Annotated in this window: 18 protein-coding genes and 2 tRNA genes; 11 read left to right on the top strand and 9 right to left on the bottom strand. The window is 32.9% G+C overall.

The window, feature by feature from the left end:
• Window positions 1–16: 16 nt before the first annotated feature.
• A complete protein-coding gene (locus tag NJT12_RS14070; RefSeq protein ID WP_271336555.1) occupies window positions 17–739 on the top strand; it encodes a murein L,D-transpeptidase catalytic domain family protein in 723 nt (240 codons plus the stop codon).
• Here NJT12_RS14070 and NJT12_RS14065 read toward each other — a convergent pair.
• Window positions 728–2,314, bottom strand: a complete 1,587-nt coding sequence (locus NJT12_RS14065; RefSeq protein WP_271336554.1) for a L,D-transpeptidase family protein — start codon at window positions 2,312–2,314, stop codon at window positions 728–730. The two genes, NJT12_RS14070 and NJT12_RS14065, sit on opposite strands and share 12 nt — an antisense overlap.
• A gap of 1 nt (window position 2,315) precedes the next feature.
• Window positions 2,316–2,753, bottom strand: a complete 438-nt coding sequence (locus tag NJT12_RS14060) for a GNAT family N-acetyltransferase (protein ID WP_271336553.1) — start codon at window positions 2,751–2,753, stop codon at window positions 2,316–2,318.
• A gap of 136 nt (window positions 2,754–2,889) precedes the next feature.
• Here NJT12_RS14060 and NJT12_RS14055 point away from each other — a divergent pair.
• Both NJT12_RS14055 and NJT12_RS14050 read left to right on the top strand, forming a co-directional pair.
• Window positions 2,890–2,962, top strand: a tRNA-Gly gene (locus NJT12_RS14055).
• A gap of 105 nt (window positions 2,963–3,067) precedes the next feature.
• Window positions 3,068–3,140 (top strand) — tRNA-Gly (locus NJT12_RS14050).
• A gap of 143 nt (window positions 3,141–3,283) precedes the next feature.
• Here NJT12_RS14050 and pepE read toward each other — a convergent pair.
• The gene (pepE, locus tag NJT12_RS14045; protein WP_271336552.1) at window positions 3,284–3,991 is read right to left on the bottom strand and encodes a dipeptidase PepE; all 708 of its coding nucleotides are present in this window, start codon (window positions 3,989–3,991) and stop codon (window positions 3,284–3,286) included.
• 164 nt (window positions 3,992–4,155) lie between these two features.
• On the opposite strand from pepE, the gene NJT12_RS14040 reads away from it, so the two are divergent.
• The 7 genes from NJT12_RS14040 to NJT12_RS14010 all read left to right on the top strand — a co-directional run bounded on the left by NJT12_RS14040 (window position 4,156) and on the right by NJT12_RS14010 (window position 10,204).
• Window positions 4,156–4,911, top strand: coding sequence for a carboxypeptidase-like regulatory domain-containing protein (locus tag NJT12_RS14040; RefSeq protein WP_271336551.1), 756 nt, complete (start codon window positions 4,156–4,158; stop codon window positions 4,909–4,911).
• Window positions 4,898–5,626, top strand: a complete 729-nt coding sequence (locus NJT12_RS14035; protein WP_271336550.1) for a carboxypeptidase-like regulatory domain-containing protein — start codon at window positions 4,898–4,900, stop codon at window positions 5,624–5,626. The genes NJT12_RS14040 and NJT12_RS14035 overlap by 14 nt, the downstream gene beginning before the upstream one ends.
• Window positions 5,616–6,368 (top strand): BamP family beta-barrel-assembly machinery protein, encoded by a 753-nt coding sequence (locus tag NJT12_RS14030; RefSeq protein ID WP_271336549.1) that lies wholly within the window; start codon window positions 5,616–5,618, stop codon window positions 6,366–6,368. The genes NJT12_RS14035 and NJT12_RS14030 overlap by 11 nt, the downstream gene beginning before the upstream one ends.
• Window positions 6,365–6,871: a DUF6702 family protein gene (locus NJT12_RS14025; protein WP_271336548.1), complete on the top strand. Its 507-nt coding sequence runs from the start codon at window positions 6,365–6,367 to the stop codon at window positions 6,869–6,871. Before NJT12_RS14030 ends, NJT12_RS14025 begins: the two co-directional genes overlap by 4 nt.
• 66 nt (window positions 6,872–6,937) lie before the next feature.
• A complete protein-coding gene (locus tag NJT12_RS14020; RefSeq protein WP_271336547.1) occupies window positions 6,938–9,181 on the top strand; it encodes a M1 family metallopeptidase in 2,244 nt (747 codons plus the stop codon).
• A 100-nt stretch (window positions 9,182–9,281) separates the two neighbouring features.
• The gene (locus NJT12_RS14015; RefSeq protein WP_271336546.1) at window positions 9,282–9,641 is read left to right on the top strand and encodes a Sec-independent protein translocase subunit TatA/TatB; all 360 of its coding nucleotides are present in this window, start codon (window positions 9,282–9,284) and stop codon (window positions 9,639–9,641) included.
• A complete protein-coding gene (locus NJT12_RS14010; protein ID WP_271336545.1) occupies window positions 9,641–10,204 on the top strand; it encodes a phosphatase PAP2 family protein in 564 nt (187 codons plus the stop codon). Before NJT12_RS14015 ends, NJT12_RS14010 begins: the two co-directional genes overlap by 1 nt.
• Before the next feature lie 285 nt (window positions 10,205–10,489).
• Here NJT12_RS14010 and NJT12_RS14005 read toward each other — a convergent pair whose 3' ends face one another.
• The 6 genes from NJT12_RS14005 to NJT12_RS13980 form a co-directional block, all read right to left on the bottom strand.
• Window positions 10,490–11,131 carry an O-methyltransferase gene (locus tag NJT12_RS14005; RefSeq protein ID WP_271336544.1) on the bottom strand — a complete coding sequence of 214 codons (642 nt, stop codon included), beginning with the start codon at window positions 11,129–11,131 and terminating at the stop codon, window positions 10,490–10,492.
• A gap of 113 nt (window positions 11,132–11,244) precedes the next feature.
• Entirely contained in the window at window positions 11,245–11,610 is a 366-nt protein-coding gene (locus NJT12_RS14000) for a hypothetical protein (protein ID WP_271336543.1), read from the bottom strand.
• 268 nt (window positions 11,611–11,878) lie between these two features.
• A complete protein-coding gene (locus NJT12_RS13995) occupies window positions 11,879–12,430 on the bottom strand; it encodes a hypothetical protein (RefSeq protein ID WP_271336542.1) in 552 nt (183 codons plus the stop codon).
• 5 nt (window positions 12,431–12,435) lie between these two features.
• A complete protein-coding gene (locus NJT12_RS13990) occupies window positions 12,436–13,818 on the bottom strand; it encodes a hypothetical protein (protein ID WP_271336541.1) in 1,383 nt (460 codons plus the stop codon).
• A gap of 5 nt (window positions 13,819–13,823) precedes the next feature.
• Window positions 13,824–14,393, bottom strand: coding sequence for a YceI family protein (locus NJT12_RS13985; RefSeq protein ID WP_271336540.1), 570 nt, complete (start codon window positions 14,391–14,393; stop codon window positions 13,824–13,826).
• A 442-nt stretch (window positions 14,394–14,835) separates the two neighbouring features.
• Window positions 14,836–15,429 carry a YceI family protein gene (locus NJT12_RS13980; protein WP_271336539.1) on the bottom strand — a complete coding sequence of 198 codons (594 nt, stop codon included), beginning with the start codon at window positions 15,427–15,429 and terminating at the stop codon, window positions 14,836–14,838.
• A gap of 411 nt (window positions 15,430–15,840) precedes the next feature.
• Between NJT12_RS13980 and rlmN the strand changes: the two genes are divergently transcribed.
• On the top strand, window positions 15,841–16,884 hold the full coding sequence (rlmN, locus tag NJT12_RS13975; protein ID WP_271336538.1) for a dual-specificity RNA methyltransferase RlmN: 1,044 nt from the start codon (window positions 15,841–15,843) through the stop codon (window positions 16,882–16,884).
• The last annotated feature ends 26 nt before the right edge of the window (window positions 16,885–16,910 follow it).

The raw sequence follows: 16,910 nt of genomic DNA, 5'->3' as shown, positions 1-16,910 counted from the left end.
AACCTAAAGAAATTCAATGATTTACAAAATTTATCCACTATTGGTGTTTTTGCTGTTATCTTTTGGTAAAGATTCAAATAACACCCCAGACATTAAAGAAGCATCGACTAAAAGTATCGCTAAAGTAGAGAAATTTACAGTCGAAGCTAAAATCGAAAATGTTTATCATACCCTAAAGTCCAACAATTTTAATTTGCCAGAACTTAGAACTTTTTCAGAAGCCTTAAAAGGGTTTTATCTGTTGAAAGAAAGAGGAGTTGTTCAAAAAGATATTTTGACGTTAATAGACTTTAGTCTGTCATCAAACATCAAGCGTCTTTGGGTAATTGATCTCGCAACTAATACTGTTTTGTTTAATTCTTTAGTTGCTCACGGAAGAAATACCGGAGAAGAATTTGCATCTGATTTTTCAAATTCAAATTCATCTTATAAAAGCAGTTTAGGTTTTTATGCAACAGGAGAGATTTATCAGGGAAAACATGGTGCTTCATTGCGATTAGACGGTTTAGAAAGAGGTGTTAACGATCATGCCCGCGAAAGAGCTGTTGTAATACATGGTGCTGATTATGTTTCGGATTCTTTTATAAGAGACAATAAGCGATTAGGCAGAAGTCAGGGTTGTCCGGCAATTCCGGTTGAATTGACTGATGAGATAATCGAGACTATAAAAAATAAATCGTGTTTGTATATCTACCATCCATCAAGAAGTTTTGCGATGGAAGAAAAGCTAATTTCTTAATTTAGCATACAAATCCGAATCCAGATTATAAATATCAGCTCTGAAAATGAGCTGATTTTTTTTGCTCCATGCCGTCCAGTACCATTGATATAAAGCGTATTTTTTTGTAATTCTGATACTTGTCGTCTTTTTTGAAGCGATTATAGTATCAATCCTGTCTTTTGACCATTTTTCAGAATCATCTAAAATATGTTCTGCCAGTTCCAACGGATTTTCGACACGAACACATCCTGAACTTAATGATCTGTTATTTCTTCCAAAATTGTTTCTGTGGTTGGTATCATGCAAATAAACGCTATGGTTATTCGGGAAAAGAATTTTCATTAATCCCAAGGCGTTATTGTAGCCGGGACTTTGAATATAACGATAATTTCCGGGTTTGTTTTCATTCCACGAATTTGGATCAACAACATTTCCGGCAGTATCATAAATGGTAATGTTTTTATTCGCTAAATAGTTACGATTTCGTTTCATGGCCGGAACAACATCTTCTTTTAAAATTGTTGGCGGAACAGTCCATGTCGGGTTAAAAACAACAGTTCGTAACGTCGATGTTATAATAGGAGTCTTCCTTTTGCTGGTTCCCACAACAATATTTCGAACCAGAGTAGTATCCTGGCTGTCGACAACATTTAGGCTATAGTCAGGGATGTTAATGATGAAATAATTTTCGGCTAATTCATTGGTGTACCATCTCCAGCGTTCAATATTGGCAATAATTTGCTGCTTTCTTTTTTCTTTAGAATAGTTTAAGGCATTTATAGTTCCTATACCTATAACTCCATCAGAAGCTAAGCCATGTCTTTCCTGGAATTTTTTGACCGATTCGAATGTTTTTTGATCATAAATCTTCGTCAGGCTGTCTTTTGCAGGCATGTCTTGCCAATAGATAAGTCTCTTTTTTATGTTTATTAAAGCCGAATTAGTGTCTTTTAAGGTTATTTTTTCTGTGGCCTCAATAGTTTTGACGTTGTCATCCGGAAAAGTATTTATAATTTCAAGCGCCTTTAACAACTGTTTGTAAGTATATGCCTTTGATTGGATGTTGTCAACAACACTGTCTAATTTGTTTTTATTAAAAGCCTTTATAAGAACAGTATTAACATCAAACGTTTTCTCGTCCAGATCCCAATCCGTGTATAGTTTTTTAGGATTTAATTTTCCTTTATAAAGATGGTTCAGGTATTTTTCAAAATTATAAGTTAGTAATATGTCATAAGTAGCAAGGTCAATATCACTTAGGTTATTGATTCTCTCTTCGAACTTTTTTAGTTTCGAAGCCTTATAATCTTCCGGGTTTAAACCTAGTTCTTCCGCTTTTAACAGCTGAGATAAAACGTAGGTTCTCTTCTTTAGGTTGCCCCAAACTGTTGTGTTTTCAGATGAATTATAAAATTGCTTTAATGTCTCGCTCTTAAAAGTGCCTAACAGCGTAGTGTCTATTTGTACTTTTCTTTCATCAGTGAGTATGATTGCCGGTGCGGTTTTTTTAACCACAGCAGGAATAATTTTTGGCGTCTCTTTTTTACAGCCAATAAAAATGCATATTACTAATAAGAAGTAAAGTTTGTTCATTCTATAATTTTTTAAACATTAGATAGTGTTCGCCAACGTCTTTAATTTCAAATGGTTCACCTTGGGGCTGGTAATTCATCTTTTTATAAAAACCTACAGCTGTAGTTCTGGCGTTAAACCAAATCAAATCGACTTTGTTAGTTATGCAGTAGGTTTCGCAATATTTAACTAAAGTTTCTCCAAATCCTTTTTTCTGGTAGGTTTCTAAAACTGCCATCCCGCGAATCTGAGCTTGATTTTTTTCGGCAAAGATAGGATTGATTTTATCGAATAACGAAATAATTCCTGTTAAATTTTCATCATCAAATAATCCAAAATGGTGTGTTGTTTTCAGATCATCTCCTTCAAAAGTGCAACTTTCTATGGGTTTTCCTTTTCGAAGAACAGGCTGGCGGACGATATAAGTTTCTTTTGAAGGTATTTCTTTAATAATATTCATGTTTCTTGAAAAATAATTGACTCTATAACTTTTTAGTTTTAAATAAGTTATAAATAATTGTTGATTTTAATTGATTTTTTTTGCAAAAAAGCTTGTTTTTAACTTGACTTATTTTTTATATTTGCACCACGGTAATGCGAAAGTAGCTCAGTTGGTAGAGCTCCAGCCTTCCAAGCTGGTTGTCGCGAGTTCGAGCCTCGTCTTTCGCTCTAAAAAACCGGAACTTAAATGTTTCGGTTTTTTTATCAAACTAAATAATTATTGAATTTTATTTTTTTTAATGATTTAATTGTTTATATTTGCACCCGGTTAATGCGAAAGTAGCTCAGTTGGTAGAGCTCCAGCCTTCCAAGCTGGTTGTCGCGAGTTCGAGCCTCGTCTTTCGCTCTTCAAGATCCTCAAACAATTTGTTTGGGGATTTTTTGTTTTAAACCATATAAGTTATTATAAGTTTTATATAAATTGGAATTTCTGATTTTGGAATTTCCAATTTCTTTAAATGATCTTATATAACTTATATGGTCAATAAATTATTTTAATACGCTTAAATCGCTTTCTGTTTCTAATTCTTTCGGTATTTCATTTTGCAAAAACAAACGAGCCGGTAGATTTCCTTTCAAAGTAATTTTGTTTCCTTTTACTTCAAGCCAGCTTCCTTCTCTTAAACCTAAAACCGGAATTGCGTTAAAAGCGTGAAATTCCTTGATACGCGTTTCTCTCGTTTCCCCCATATGTTTAGATTGTGAATCGGCATCTAGATAATGCGGATTTAAATTAAAAGGGATTAATCCTAATGTTTGAAAACTTGGAGGATAAATGATGGGCATGTCATTCGTAGTTTGCATTGATAAACCGCAAATGTTGCTTCCGGCGCTGGTTCCTAAATATGGAGTTCCGTTTTTTACCGTTTCCGAAAGGAGCTGCATGATATTATGTTTGTATAATTGGGTAACCAGTAAAAAAGTATTTCCTCCGCCGGTAAATATTCCTTCAGCATCTTTTATGGCGCTTTCGGCGTTTTCGAATTCATGAATTCCTTTTACAGAAATATTTATTGTAGCAAATGCCTCTGCAACTTTTTTAGTGTATTCGTCATGCGAAATACCACTAGGTCGTGCAAAAGGGATAAACAAGATGCTTTTGCAGTTTTTAAAATGCAATTGCAAAGTAGGTAACAGGTATTCTAAATAGCTGCCTTCATGAAGGGTAGAAGTGCTGGCAATGATAATGCTTTTCATAAAATTTAAACTCAGATTGTGTACGTTAAAGGTATTAAAAACTCTTTTTTCAGAGAAATTAAACAAGGTTTAATTAACATATTTTTACCAAGTCATTAATACTAAATTTGGAGTGCATTAAGATATTTTTACATTTTTAAGAACAAAACTAAATTTTTGCTATTTTGATTGATAAAGTTCTATGTGTTTTGATATTTTTCATGAGTCAGGCTGGGTGGTCTCAAAGTGAGGATCGTACTATGATAAATGGTCAGATAACCTCGAACGCATCTTATTTGGCAGGAGTTTATGTGATTAATGCTCAAACAGAAGTTATGACTGCAACAGATGATTTGGGTGGTTTTTCGATCGCAGCTAAACCGGGAGAAACACTTGTTTTTTCGTCGATACAATTTAAAGAAAACAAAGTGCTGTTAACACCTGAAAATTTTTCAGATATCAATTTCACCGTAAAATTGGGTATGGTTATGCATCAATTGCAGGAAGTTGTAATTAAAAATTACAGTGGTATTAATGCTGTTTCGTTGGGTATTATTCCAAGCGGACAAAAATCATATACAGAGGCGGAGAGAAAATTACGTACAGCAACTGATTTAGATGCTCATGTAGGATTGGGAGGTTCTGCTTCGATGGATCCTTTGCTGAATATGTTCTCAGGACGTACGGCAATGTTGAAAAAAGAAGTAGCTGTCGAGAAAAAAGAGTTTTTTATGAAGCTTTTAGAGCGTATGTTTACGCTCGAGCATTTTATTGATCGATTACAAATTCCTTTAGAGTATGTAAAAGGATTTGAATATTATGCAGTCGATAATGATAAGTTTACCGCAATTTTAAATTCCAAGAATAAAACCTCGACAGAGTTTTTGTTAGCAGAATTGGCAGTAAAATATAAAGAAATAATTGCACGTGAAAATAAATAACACATTACAAATACTTTTTCTTTTGCTCATTGTTCAGGTAGGTTTTGGTCAAAATGTAGTTTCAAAACAAATTACCGGACAAATCTTTGAGCAGTCCTCTAATGTTGAAGGCGTAAATATTATTAATAATACAACACAGGTTACGGCAGTTTCAGATGTTAGCGGGATATTTTCTATTGTTGTAAAAGAAGGCGATGTGCTGGTTTTTTCGGCAGTAAATTTAGATCCTGTTAAACGCCGTATTACAATTGAAGATATAAATTCAAGTTCTATTGTGATCAAAATGAACGCTAAAGAAATAGAATTGAAAGAGGTTGTTGTAAACGAAAATGCAAATATTACAGCTGAGAATTTGGGTGTAATTCCTTATGGTCAAAAAAAATATACAGCCGCAGAAAGAAAAGTGTATACAGCAACTTCAACTTCTGTAGATAAGTTACTTAATGCAATTTCCGGACGAACTGCAATGCTTAAAAAAGAGGTAAACGTCGAGAAAAAAGAGATGCTTTTTCGAAAAATAGAATACCTTTTTGATGAGAATTATTATACGAATAGATTGAGAATTCCGGTGGCTGATATCAAAGGATTTCAATTATATTGTGTAGATGATGCTGAATTTGCCGTATCTTTGGATACGAAAAACAAAACAATGAGTATGTTTTTAATAACAGATTTAGCAAGGAAATATCTAACAATTCTCGAAAATGAAAAATAAACTAGGAATACTCGTTGTGTGCTTATTTTGTCAAATTATACTTGGGCAAAATGGAAGGAAACCTCTACATGGTCAGGCAGTAAATAAAACTCTGGCGATCGAAAGTGGTTATGTATTGAATGTAAATGCAAATATCAGAACCTTTATTGGGACAAACGGATTATTTGATATTATGGCAAAACCTAAAGATACTTTGTTGTTTACAGGTTTGGCATTTCAGTCAAAAAAGATTGTTTTAACAGAGAAAGATTGTGCAGAAGTTCTTTTTGCAGTGTCCCTGACTTTGGTAAGCAACGAACTTAAAGAAGTTTTGGTTCATAAAGATCTAAAAGTAAAAGTACTTAGTGGCAATTCGCAAAAAATTGTTGATATGCAGTTTGAAGATGATCAGCAGTCTACGGCAAAAAATATAGCAATGTATTCTGATCAGACTATTAAATATGGAACTGATTTTGTACGTATTTTTAAAGATGTTAAAAAATTACTCTCTAAAAATGACGAAGTAAAAGAAGAGACTATATCTGATATGGCCTTTATAGAATATTCAAGAGCAAATTTCAAACCTGATTTTTTTACCAATACATTGGGGTTAAAAGAGGATGAGATCGAATTGTTTTTGATGTATTGCTCAAATGATGCAGAGTCAAAAAAGCATCTTGATCCTGAACAAAAATTTGAACTAATGGATTTTTTAATTACTAAAAATAAAGAATTCAAAAAAGTGAGTGTTTCCGGAAAATGAAAAATAGATTAATTTATCCTCTGGTAGGGATATTATTTTTATCGCTTTCTGCTTTTTCATTCCATAAATTTTATATGGGAGTTTTTCAGGTCAATTATGCCGCTGAGAAAAAAATGATTCAAATCACTGCTCGAATTTTTATCGACGATTTGAATAATGGAATGGAAAAGAAATACCATCAAAAAACATTCGTGGGAACTGATAAGGAAACTCAGGCTGATGTTGATTTGTTGAAGAGATATCTCGCTGAAAATTTTACTATAAAAATAAACGGTCAGTCAAAGCCCATTACTTTTTTATCTAAAGAAGTTGAGGCAGGAGATGTTTTGGTTTGTTATTCCAGAATAACAGACATTAGTAAGTTTAAAACAATCGAAATTTCAAATACTGTTTTGGTCGATTGGAACGCTGAACAGCAAAACATTACACATATTACAGCATTTGGAACTAAAAAGAGTGTTCTCTTTACAGAATCTTCAAGAAAAGAAGTGTTAAAGTATTAAATAATAGGTAAAAATATTGTTTTAATTATTATTTTCACAACCTGACAAAATTACCATTAAAAATTTATGAAAAAACTTTCATTATTATTGATTTTTCCTGCGATTTTAATCGCTCAGGACAAAACAGTTGCTCCAAAACAGCAAGGGAAATACGATACTAACAAATTCAGTCAAATGTATGATTTGCTAGCAACGCCTAATATGTTTCGTACAGCATCTGGAGCTCCGGGACCGGCGTATTATCAACAACAGGCAGATTATAAAATTGATATTGAATTAGATGATAAAAATTCAAAAATAAATGGTTCTGAGGTAATCACCTATTCAAACAATTCTCCGGATAGTTTAGATTATCTGTGGATTCAGTTAGATCAGAATCAGGCAAAGGCAAAGACCCAGACATCACTTGCAGAAAGTGAAAAAATTAATCAGGTTTTGCCTCTTGAAAGTTTCTCAGGTAAATATTTGAAAAAAGATTTAGAACGCGGTTTTAATATTGAATATGTTAAGGATGCAAAAGGCAACCCAATGTCTTATACAATCAACGAAACCATGATGCGTATTAATCTGGTTACTCCATTAAAGCCAGGAGAGAAAATTTCGATGGCTATAAAATGGTGGTACAATATTAATAATTACAGAAAAGAAGGTGGCGGACGTTCCGGTTATGAATCGTTTGAGAAAGACGGAAATAAATTATATGTAATTGCTCAGTTTTATCCAAGAATGGCCGTTTACAATGATGTTGAAGGCTGGCAAAATATGCAGTTCTGGGGAAGCGGAGAATTTGCATTACCATTTGGTAATTTTGATGTAAATATTACAGTTCCTGCGGATCACGTAATTGATGCTACGGGAGAACTGACAAACAGAAGTGAAGTTTTTACGCCAGAACAGGTAAAACGTTACGAACAGGCTCAGAAATCATTTGATAAACCCGTTGTAATTGTAACACAAGCTGAAGCTGAGGCAGCGGAAAAAGGTTTTTCTGATAAGAAAAAAACATGGAAATTTAGTGCTAAAAATGTACGTGATTTTGGAATTGCTTCTTCAAGAAAGTTTATTTACGATGCAATGGCCGTAAAGATTGGAAATAAAGTGGTAATGGCTGAATCTGTTTATCCAAAAGAAGCAAATCCGCTTTGGGGAGAAACTTCGACCATGACTGTGGCGCATACTTTAAGAAGTTATTCAGCTCGTACTTTCGATTATCCTTATCCAAAAGCAGTATCAGTTTCTGCAGAAGATCAGGGGATGGAATATCCAATGATTTGTTGGAATTTTGGTCGTCCTGACGAAAATGGAGTAACTAGTAAAGAGATTAAAAACGGAATGATTGGTGTGGTAATTCACGAAGTAGGACATAATTTCTTTCCAATGATTGTAAACTCAGATGAGCGTCAATGGAGCTGGATGGACGAAGGTTTAAATTCGTTTTTAGAATATCTTGCAGAACAGGAATTAGATCCAAATTTTCCTTCAAGACGTGGTCCTGCAAAAAATATTGTTCCTTATATGAGCGGAGACCAAAAGTTTTTAGAGCCAATTATGTCAAACTCTGAAACGATTCATCAATTTGGAAATAATGCCTACGGAAAACCCGCTACAGGTCTTAATATTTTAAGAGAAGTAGTAATGGGAAGAGAATTGTTTGATTATGCTTTTAAAACATATGCAAACAGATGGAAATTTAAACATCCAACTCCTGAGGATTTCTTTAGAACTATGGAAGATGCTTCGGCAGTAGATTTAGACTGGTTTTTTAGAGGCTGGTTTTATTCAACTGATTTTGTAGATATAGGAATCAAAGATGTAAAACAATACTACGTTTCTGATACTCCAACAGCTGATATTAAAGATGTAAAGGTGAGAAAAGGACGTTTTGGTTTTGAGAAAGGACCATTCGTGTATTTAGTTGCCGGAGATAATGCTGAGGTAAATGCGTCTAAGAAAAAGCCATTAAAAGTTGAAGATGTAAAGCCATTGGCGGATTATATCAATGAGACTTTTACTGCTGAGGAAAAAGCAGAAATTAAAACGCCTAAATATTTCTATGAAGTAGAATTTAACAAGCCGGGCGGAATGATTATGCCAATTATTGTTGAAATTACCTATGAAGACGGAACGAAAGATAATTATCAATATCCGGCCCAAATCTGGAGAAAAAATAATGATACAGCTAAGAAAGTTTATGCAACTTCAAAAGCAATAAAAAGCATTCAGATAGATCCAAAATTAATGACAGCAGATATTGATGTAACCAATAACTCCTGGCCAAAAGTTGAAGTGAAATCAAAATTTGATCAATAATACACTTAAAGACTCTGAAAAGAGTCTTTTTTTTTTAAGTAAATTTTAAAGTTGTCAGTTGCAAAATTTAATATCTTTGTAACACACAAAAATAAAAGATATGTTTGGTATAGGAGGAGGAGAATTAGTTTTTATACTGTTTATAGTGTTAATGCTTTTTGGTTCAGACAAAGTGCCTGAAATTGCCCGCACAATGGGTAAAGCAATGGCGCAATTAAAAAATGCAACCAACGATATTAAAAGCGAAATTCAAAAAGGAGCTGAAGCGAATGGCCTTGATGCCAATTCTCTGAATAGTATAACAGGTAATATCAATGCTCAGATTAATGATGCCAAAACGAACCTGTTAGGAGATACTACAAATCTAACTTCAAATTTGTTAGGTGATACGCCCACAGAAATAGATAAAGTAAAAGAAGATATTGATTCTATCTCAGGACCTGTAAAACGCCAAATGTAATGCTCGAAAAAATAAAAGAATTAGATACCAGTCTCTTGGTATATCTTAATGGTTTAGGTTCTGAAACATACGATAAACTTTGGCTTATAATCACCAATCAGTTATATTGGACCCCATTTTTCATACTGTTGTTTTATCTTATTTATAAAAAAATAGGGGGAAAGCAAACCTTATATTTACTACTGTTTATCGCGGTTTTGATTGCTTTTACAGATCAGGCAACGAATTTGTTTAAATACACTTTTCAGCGTTTGCGTCCTTGTAATAATCCCGAAATCAATTCGTTTATTCGTGTAGTTCAAGTCAGAAAATCATATAGTTTCTTTTCAGGACATGCAGCGAATACAATGGCAGTTGCTACTTTCTTGTTTCTGGTTCTAAAACGCCATTTCAAGTATTTAGGATTCTTGTTTTTATGGCCGTTAATTTTTGCTTACAGTAGAATTTACTTAGGATTGCATTATCCGGGAGACATCCTTACAGGTTATTTCTTTGGAGCACTTTTCGGATTTTTGATTTATTTGGTTTACAGAAAACTAAAACCTCAATATTTTCCAGGGTAATTTTTAGGAGTTATTTATTGAATCGTCTTCTGCCTTAACCGGAGAGCTGGGAATTCAAAACAAAATAAAAGGCTTTAGCCAAAACGTTACGTTTTGGCTAAAGCCTTTTTTAATTCGATCTATTTACCTCTGGTTAAAGAACAATATCATTAAGTTAAAGAATGGGTAAATAGAGAAGTAACCACAAAGTTTGTCATCTCGACGAAGGAGAGATCACACTAGTATTTCCGTTCAGATATTCGCCAATCTTTGTCGAGTTTCTTGTGTGAACTGAACAAGATGTGACTAAAGCACCCGACTAACCGTCAAACCATCACGAATTGGTAATAAGACCGTCTCTACTCTGGGATCATTTTTCAAAAGCAAGTTATATTCTAAAAGTACTTTTGTACTCACATCATTGGGATGAACAGGTTCAAGGATTTTACCGCTCCATAAAACATTATCAGATAAAATGATTCCGCCCTTATTCATTTTAGGAACAATCATTTCCCAATAATTCAGATAGTTTTCTTTGTCAGCGTCTATGAAAACTAAATCAAATTTCACATCCAGATTTGGAATAATAGTAACAGCTTCTCCTAAATGCTGAAAAATTTGTTTTCCCCAAGGCGAAGCGTCAAAATATTTTCTCTGAAAATCAACCAATTCTTCTTTAATATCAATAGTATGCAATTGCCCGCTTTCTTGCATTCCTTCACACAAACACAAGGCAGCATAGCCTGTATAAGTACCAATTTCAAGAATATTCACCGGACGAATCAATTTAGACAACATACTGAGAACACGTCCCTGAAAATGTCCGCTTAACATTCTTGGCAAAAGTATTTTCTGATACGTTTCTTTGTTTAGTTTCGCTAATAATTCCGGCTCTTTTTCAGAATGTTGTTCGATATAGTCTTCTAGTTCTTGTGATATAAAATGCATGTTGTAGTCTTCTAAATTTGATTGTAAAAATACAAAAAATATTCATTCACTTTTTTGCATAAAAAAAAACCACCCGTTGTAACGAGTGGTTCAATTTTGAATTTTAAGAGAAATTACTTTTTCAAAGCTTCATTAACTTCTTTAGCAGTTTTTACTGTTCCGTCTTTAGCAACTTTAGCAGCATTTTCTACTTTCTCAGCGCCTTTTTTTGTAGCGTCTTTTACGTCAGTAGCCGTTTTTTTAGCAGCGTTTTCAACATCATCGGCTGCTTTTTTAGTAGCATCCTTAACGTCTTGTGCAGCACCTTCAGTTTTGGTTACCGCGCTGTCCTTGATTTCTTTAACGTCTGTTGCCAAAGTATCAACTTTGTTTCCAAGAGTTAATTCTTCTTCTGTTAATTTTGGTTCTTCTTTTTTACAAGATTGAACAGCGAATGCCAATAAAGCGATAACAGCTAAGCTTAGAATTTGTTTTTTCATGATAATTGATTTTTTTAAGGTTATTAAAATTAAAAGGTTATAAAGCTGAAAAATAAAGATACATATTTAAAAATGATTGAGCTCTTTGTAAGATTATTTTTCTTTTAAGAGCTAGGCAATTCTCGTGCCAAGTTTTTATAAACATAAAATTATAGTTTCGTTTTTTTTCTAAATCAAAAAGGTACCTCAAACTGAGGTACCTTTTCAGGGTATTAAATAAAAAAAACATGAAAATATTTTAAAAAAAAAACAGAAGATTTGTAATCCTTTAGTTTTTATATAAACTAAAATTAATTACGATTTCATCTCTGACTTTTATTAAGCCGGCCATTTTAACGGGCGCTTGTAACTCAATATCAGAAAAATTTAAATCAAGTGATCCATGAATATTATTATCAGAGCCGTATAATATGAAATCTTTGTATTTAAGTGTTTTATTAGTGATTAAAAAGGTAAGGTTACATTTGTAATTTTTACCAAATGGTTTTACATCTGTGATCGTTACAGTACTGTTAGGGAATTGTTTAATTTTTACAGTTCCCTGTAAATCTTTAGTCATGATTTTGTTTCCACAATCAAATTGAGACATTTTGATTTCAGTATTAAAGATATTTTTTTTGTTTGAATTCAAAAAAAGGGTATCTCTCTTCAAAAATGTATTCGAACAATTGTATTTGCCTACTGTAGATACTCCGGTAATTTCTATTTTAACTTTATTTATTACCAAGATTGTATCTTCTGCTGAAAAAGTGGGTTTAGCACTTCCGAAAAAAAATAAAACTGCTAAACCCATAATTAAGATTGAAAATCTTGTGTTCATCTTTTTTAGAATGAAATTGTCGCTTCAAACATTAGTCCTTCAAATTTTCCTCCGTAAAAATCATTTGGCATTGAAACTCCGCCTACGTTTCCAAACTGTTGGTAGTTTTTGTAATTCTGTTGTACGTATGAAAGTTTTGCCAAAATATTTTTAGTCATAAACCAACCTGCTGCAGCTTCAAATCTGTTTACCTGAACAGCCTCAGCATCACTATTTCTTAATTTACCATCTACTAAGTTGTATTTAGCACCAACATATAAATTTTCGTGGCTTCCAAAACGGTATACTAAATCTCCAACATATTGGTTGACATTACGTGTATCATCTGTTCCTTTATAATCACCTCCTGAAGCAAATTCAAGAGTACCAAAGAATTCAAAACCTTTATATTTTACAAACGGGTTGATCATATATGATGTAGCCCAGTTGCCAAATCCCGGATTAAATCTCCCGGTATCTTTATTACTTTCAGAATCTAAAATATTACTAGCTGGGTAACCAATTGTACCGGCGTGAGTCATAACACTATAAAAACGGCTTCCTGCTCTGTCTGAAGAATATAAGTTTCCGCTTGAGTTTGCTGTATGATAATAAGATCCGGTAAGTCTGATTCTTAAATCAGTATCAACTTGTTTGTCCCAACCTAGTTTAGCCAAAATCGTAGGGCTGACAGTCGTATTTTGATCTGGAGTAATTGCAGTAGTAGGTCCAGGAATAATTTCTTGTACGTTTTGATTTAATTTAGAGTTTGTTACTCCAATCATACTTACAAAACCGCTTCTGTTATAGTAAATTTCAGCTCCCATTTCAGTAGTAAAAGCATCCATGATATTATTGCCAATAAAAGGGTTTGTGATAGTATAAGCGTTATTACTTCTTCTAAAGTGCGCATCACCATAATTGTTTTCCATTTGACCTATCTTGATGGTAGTATATTTCATAACATCTTCAAGAAGACCTTTTTTAATGAAATCTAACTTATCAATTTGTAAGTATCCACCTTGTACCCAAGTCTCATGGTGGTGTCTCGAAGCAAGATAAAGGTCTAGATTTACACGTACCCCATCTGCTAATTGTGCACCTATTGTCATATTAGCATTAGGTAAATTAAAATCGTTAGTCAGATTGTTTAATCTGTATCCGGCATTTGGTGTTCCCGTAAAATCTCCTTGGTGATTGAACGAATTTATAGCTTGAAATTGTAATGCAAATGCACCACCTATGTCAACACTAATACCTTTATATGCAGTTGTATCTTTTCTAACGTCGAATACATTGATAGCTCTTTGATCGCGAGGAACCTGGTTCTGAATATGTCCAAAGCTAAGCTGTGCATTTGCCGCAAACGTGCTTGCTAATGCTATAAATAGTAGATAGATTTTTTTCATGATAATTATATATTAAAGTTTAAATTAAATTTTAAAGTCAAATCCTGACCTGTTTTGATGGTGCCTAACATTGCGGTTGGAGATTTCATCCCAAAATCAGTAAAAGTGATTTTGTTTGTTCCCTGTATGTTCAGACCTTCTTTTGTTACAGTTGTTTTTACAGTCGTTTTAAGTACTTTGCTGACTCCGGCAATTGTATAAGTCCCGGTTAGTTCCCAAGTAGTTTCGTTTACTTTTTCGGCAGATTTAAGAACATATTTAATGCTTTTATTCTTGTCGGTTTTTAAAGTTTCATACGCTACTTTGTCCATGCTTTTTTTCTCGCTTTTAATACTTTCTGCTAAAAGAGTTATAGATAGCGATTCTATCTCAGTTAGTTTAAAGTTTGTGATTGTCAGGTTTGCAGTTCCTGTTGCTGAACTTGATTTCATTTCCCAATCATGTAATGTTGATGTACCTGAAACTGAAAATGTAGATTTACTATCTAATGTGTAATTTCTTTGTGCAGTTGCAATTGAAGTTATTCCTAAAAAAGAAACCACTAATGCCAATAGTTTTATTCTTGTCGTTTTCATAATGCTGTTGTTTTTTGTCATGTTTGTTTAAAAAAAATTATAAAATCTTAAGTCAATTTTAAGTTAGTACTAATTGTTTACCTTATTAACTTGTATCAAATTTAGAGGGATCATTAAGAGAATATTATGATATAAGTCATTGTTAAATTTTTATTAAAATTGTATTATCTAACTACATCGTTTGCATTTTTGATAAACTGCTTAAAAAGGTTAAAAACTTAGAATAGTTTTTAAACAGAGTAGAATCATTTTTGAATAATTACAGATTTTCGGAACTTTTTAGTCAAAAAAAAAGCAGAAAAATTATTGCTATAATTTTTCTGCTTTTAATAAAATACCTGTTCCTTATGTAGCTTTTACTATAAATAAGATATAGTAGTTTTCTGTTTTTATGAGGGGATTAAGTTCAATATTTAGAATAAATGATTGAAGTATTTAAATACTATTTAATAACTAAATTATTATCATTTTTGGCAGGATCATTTAAAGTAATGTTGAAAATTACAGTTAGTTCTTTTCCGGCTCTGACAACTCCAAGAGCTGCTGTTGGAGTAGACATTCCAAAATCAGCAAAAGTTATTTGGTTAGATCCTTTAAGGATAAAATTTCCATTACTGGCAATTACATTAACCTGAGTTTTGTATTCTTTGCTTGTTCCTGCAATAGTATAAGTTCCTGTTATGTTCCAGGTTGTTTCATTTAATTTAGAAGCAGATTTTAAAACGTACTTGATATTTTTGTATGTTTTAGTTTCCATTGTAACATAGGCTACATCATCCATACTTGTTTTGCTGCTTTTTATGCTTTCTGCTAATAGCGTAATAGTCAGACCGTTTATATTAATTAGTTTAGAATCATTAGCTGTCAGGTTTGCTGTTCCGCTACCTTCTGTAGATTTCATTACCCAGTCGTGTATGTTTGAAGTTCCCGAAACTTCAAAAGTTGATTTTGCTACAGTATAATTTCTTTGTGCTTGTGTGTGTAGTGAAAATGTTGTAAAAATCACCGTCAATAAAATTGATTTAATTGCTCTCATTTTGATATTGTAATAGGTTAATCAGATGAATGAAGAAGTTTATAATTCAATAGTTTTTATAGAATCATAATTTGAATTTGATTTCTGATATCAAATTTATTGTGCAAACATTGAAAATGGAATGATAAAAATCATGTTGATGATTTTTATACAAAAATGAGGAGTAATTTGTGGTTGGATAATTTTGTGGTAAATGTATTACTTTAAATATTTGTTTTGATAGTTAATTCTTCTTTTGTTTAATAATTAACTGCCTTGTTTTTTGTTTTTGGTGCAGAGAAGCATTTTTGGATCGTTTTTTAAGATTCAATTCGCATTTAAAAAATTAATTAGTCTTTCAAAATTTTATTGGTTTGATTAAGAAAGCATCTAAAAGTCAAAAAAAATGACAAAAGTGATTAACTTTGCACTATGCAAATTGAGAAAAAAGACATACGAGCCTTATCAAAAGATCAGTTACGCGATTTTTTTGTCGAAAATAATGACAAAGCTTTTCGTGGCAATCAAGTCTATGAATGGTTATGGAGCAAGGGAGCACATAGTTTTGAGGATATGACAAATGTTGCCAAATCAACTCGTTCTATGCTCGAAGATAATTTTGTAATCAATCATATAAAGGTTGATACAATGCAACGCAGCAGTGATGGTACAGTAAAAAACGCAGTTAGGCTGCACGATGGTTTAGTGGTAGAATCTGTTTTGATTCCCACAGATACCAGAACAACAGCTTGCGTTTCAAGTCAGGTAGGTTGTAGTTTAGATTGTAATTTTTGTGCTACCTCACGTTTAAAAAGAATGCGAAATCTGGAACCGGGAGAAATCTACGATCAGGTTATTGCAATCGATAAAGAAAGTCGCTTGTACCACAATCATCCGCTTTCGAACATTGTTTTTATGGGAATGGGAGAGCCTTTAATGAATTATAACAATGTAATTAAAGCCATTGATATGATTACATCGCCTGAAGGTTTGGGGATGTCGCCAAAACGTATTATGGTATCGACTTCAGGAATACCCAAAATGATTAAAAAAATGGCCGATGATGATGTCAAATTCAAATTGGCAGTTTCTTTACATTCAGCCATAGATGAAATTCGTGCGCGTATCATGCCTTTTAGTAAAAACTTTCCGTTGGCAGATTTACGAGAGTCATTAGAATATTGGTACAGAAAAACGAAGAATAAAATTTCATACGAATATGTAGTCTGGAAAGGAATCAACGACGATAAGGCTTCAATAGACGCTTTGGTTAAATTCTGTAAATATGTACCATGCAAAGTAAATTTAATTGAATATAACCCAATTGATGACGGAGAATTCCAGCAAGCTTCAGAAGAGTCTATTATGGCTTATATAAAAGCATTGGAAAACATTGGAGTAGTAGTTAAAGTACGTCGTAGCCGAGGTAAAGATATTGATGCTGCTTGCGGGCAATTAGCGAATAAAGAAGGATAAATTAGTATTTAGATATCAACAAAAAA

Origin of the sequence: Flavobacterium azizsancarii (assembly GCF_027980145.1) — a bacterium.
Classification (GTDB): Bacteria; Bacteroidota; Bacteroidia; order Flavobacteriales; family Flavobacteriaceae; genus Flavobacterium; species Flavobacterium azizsancarii.
The sequence above is the reverse complement of the archived record's forward strand: the minus strand, read 5'-3'. Positions and strand labels throughout refer to the sequence as shown.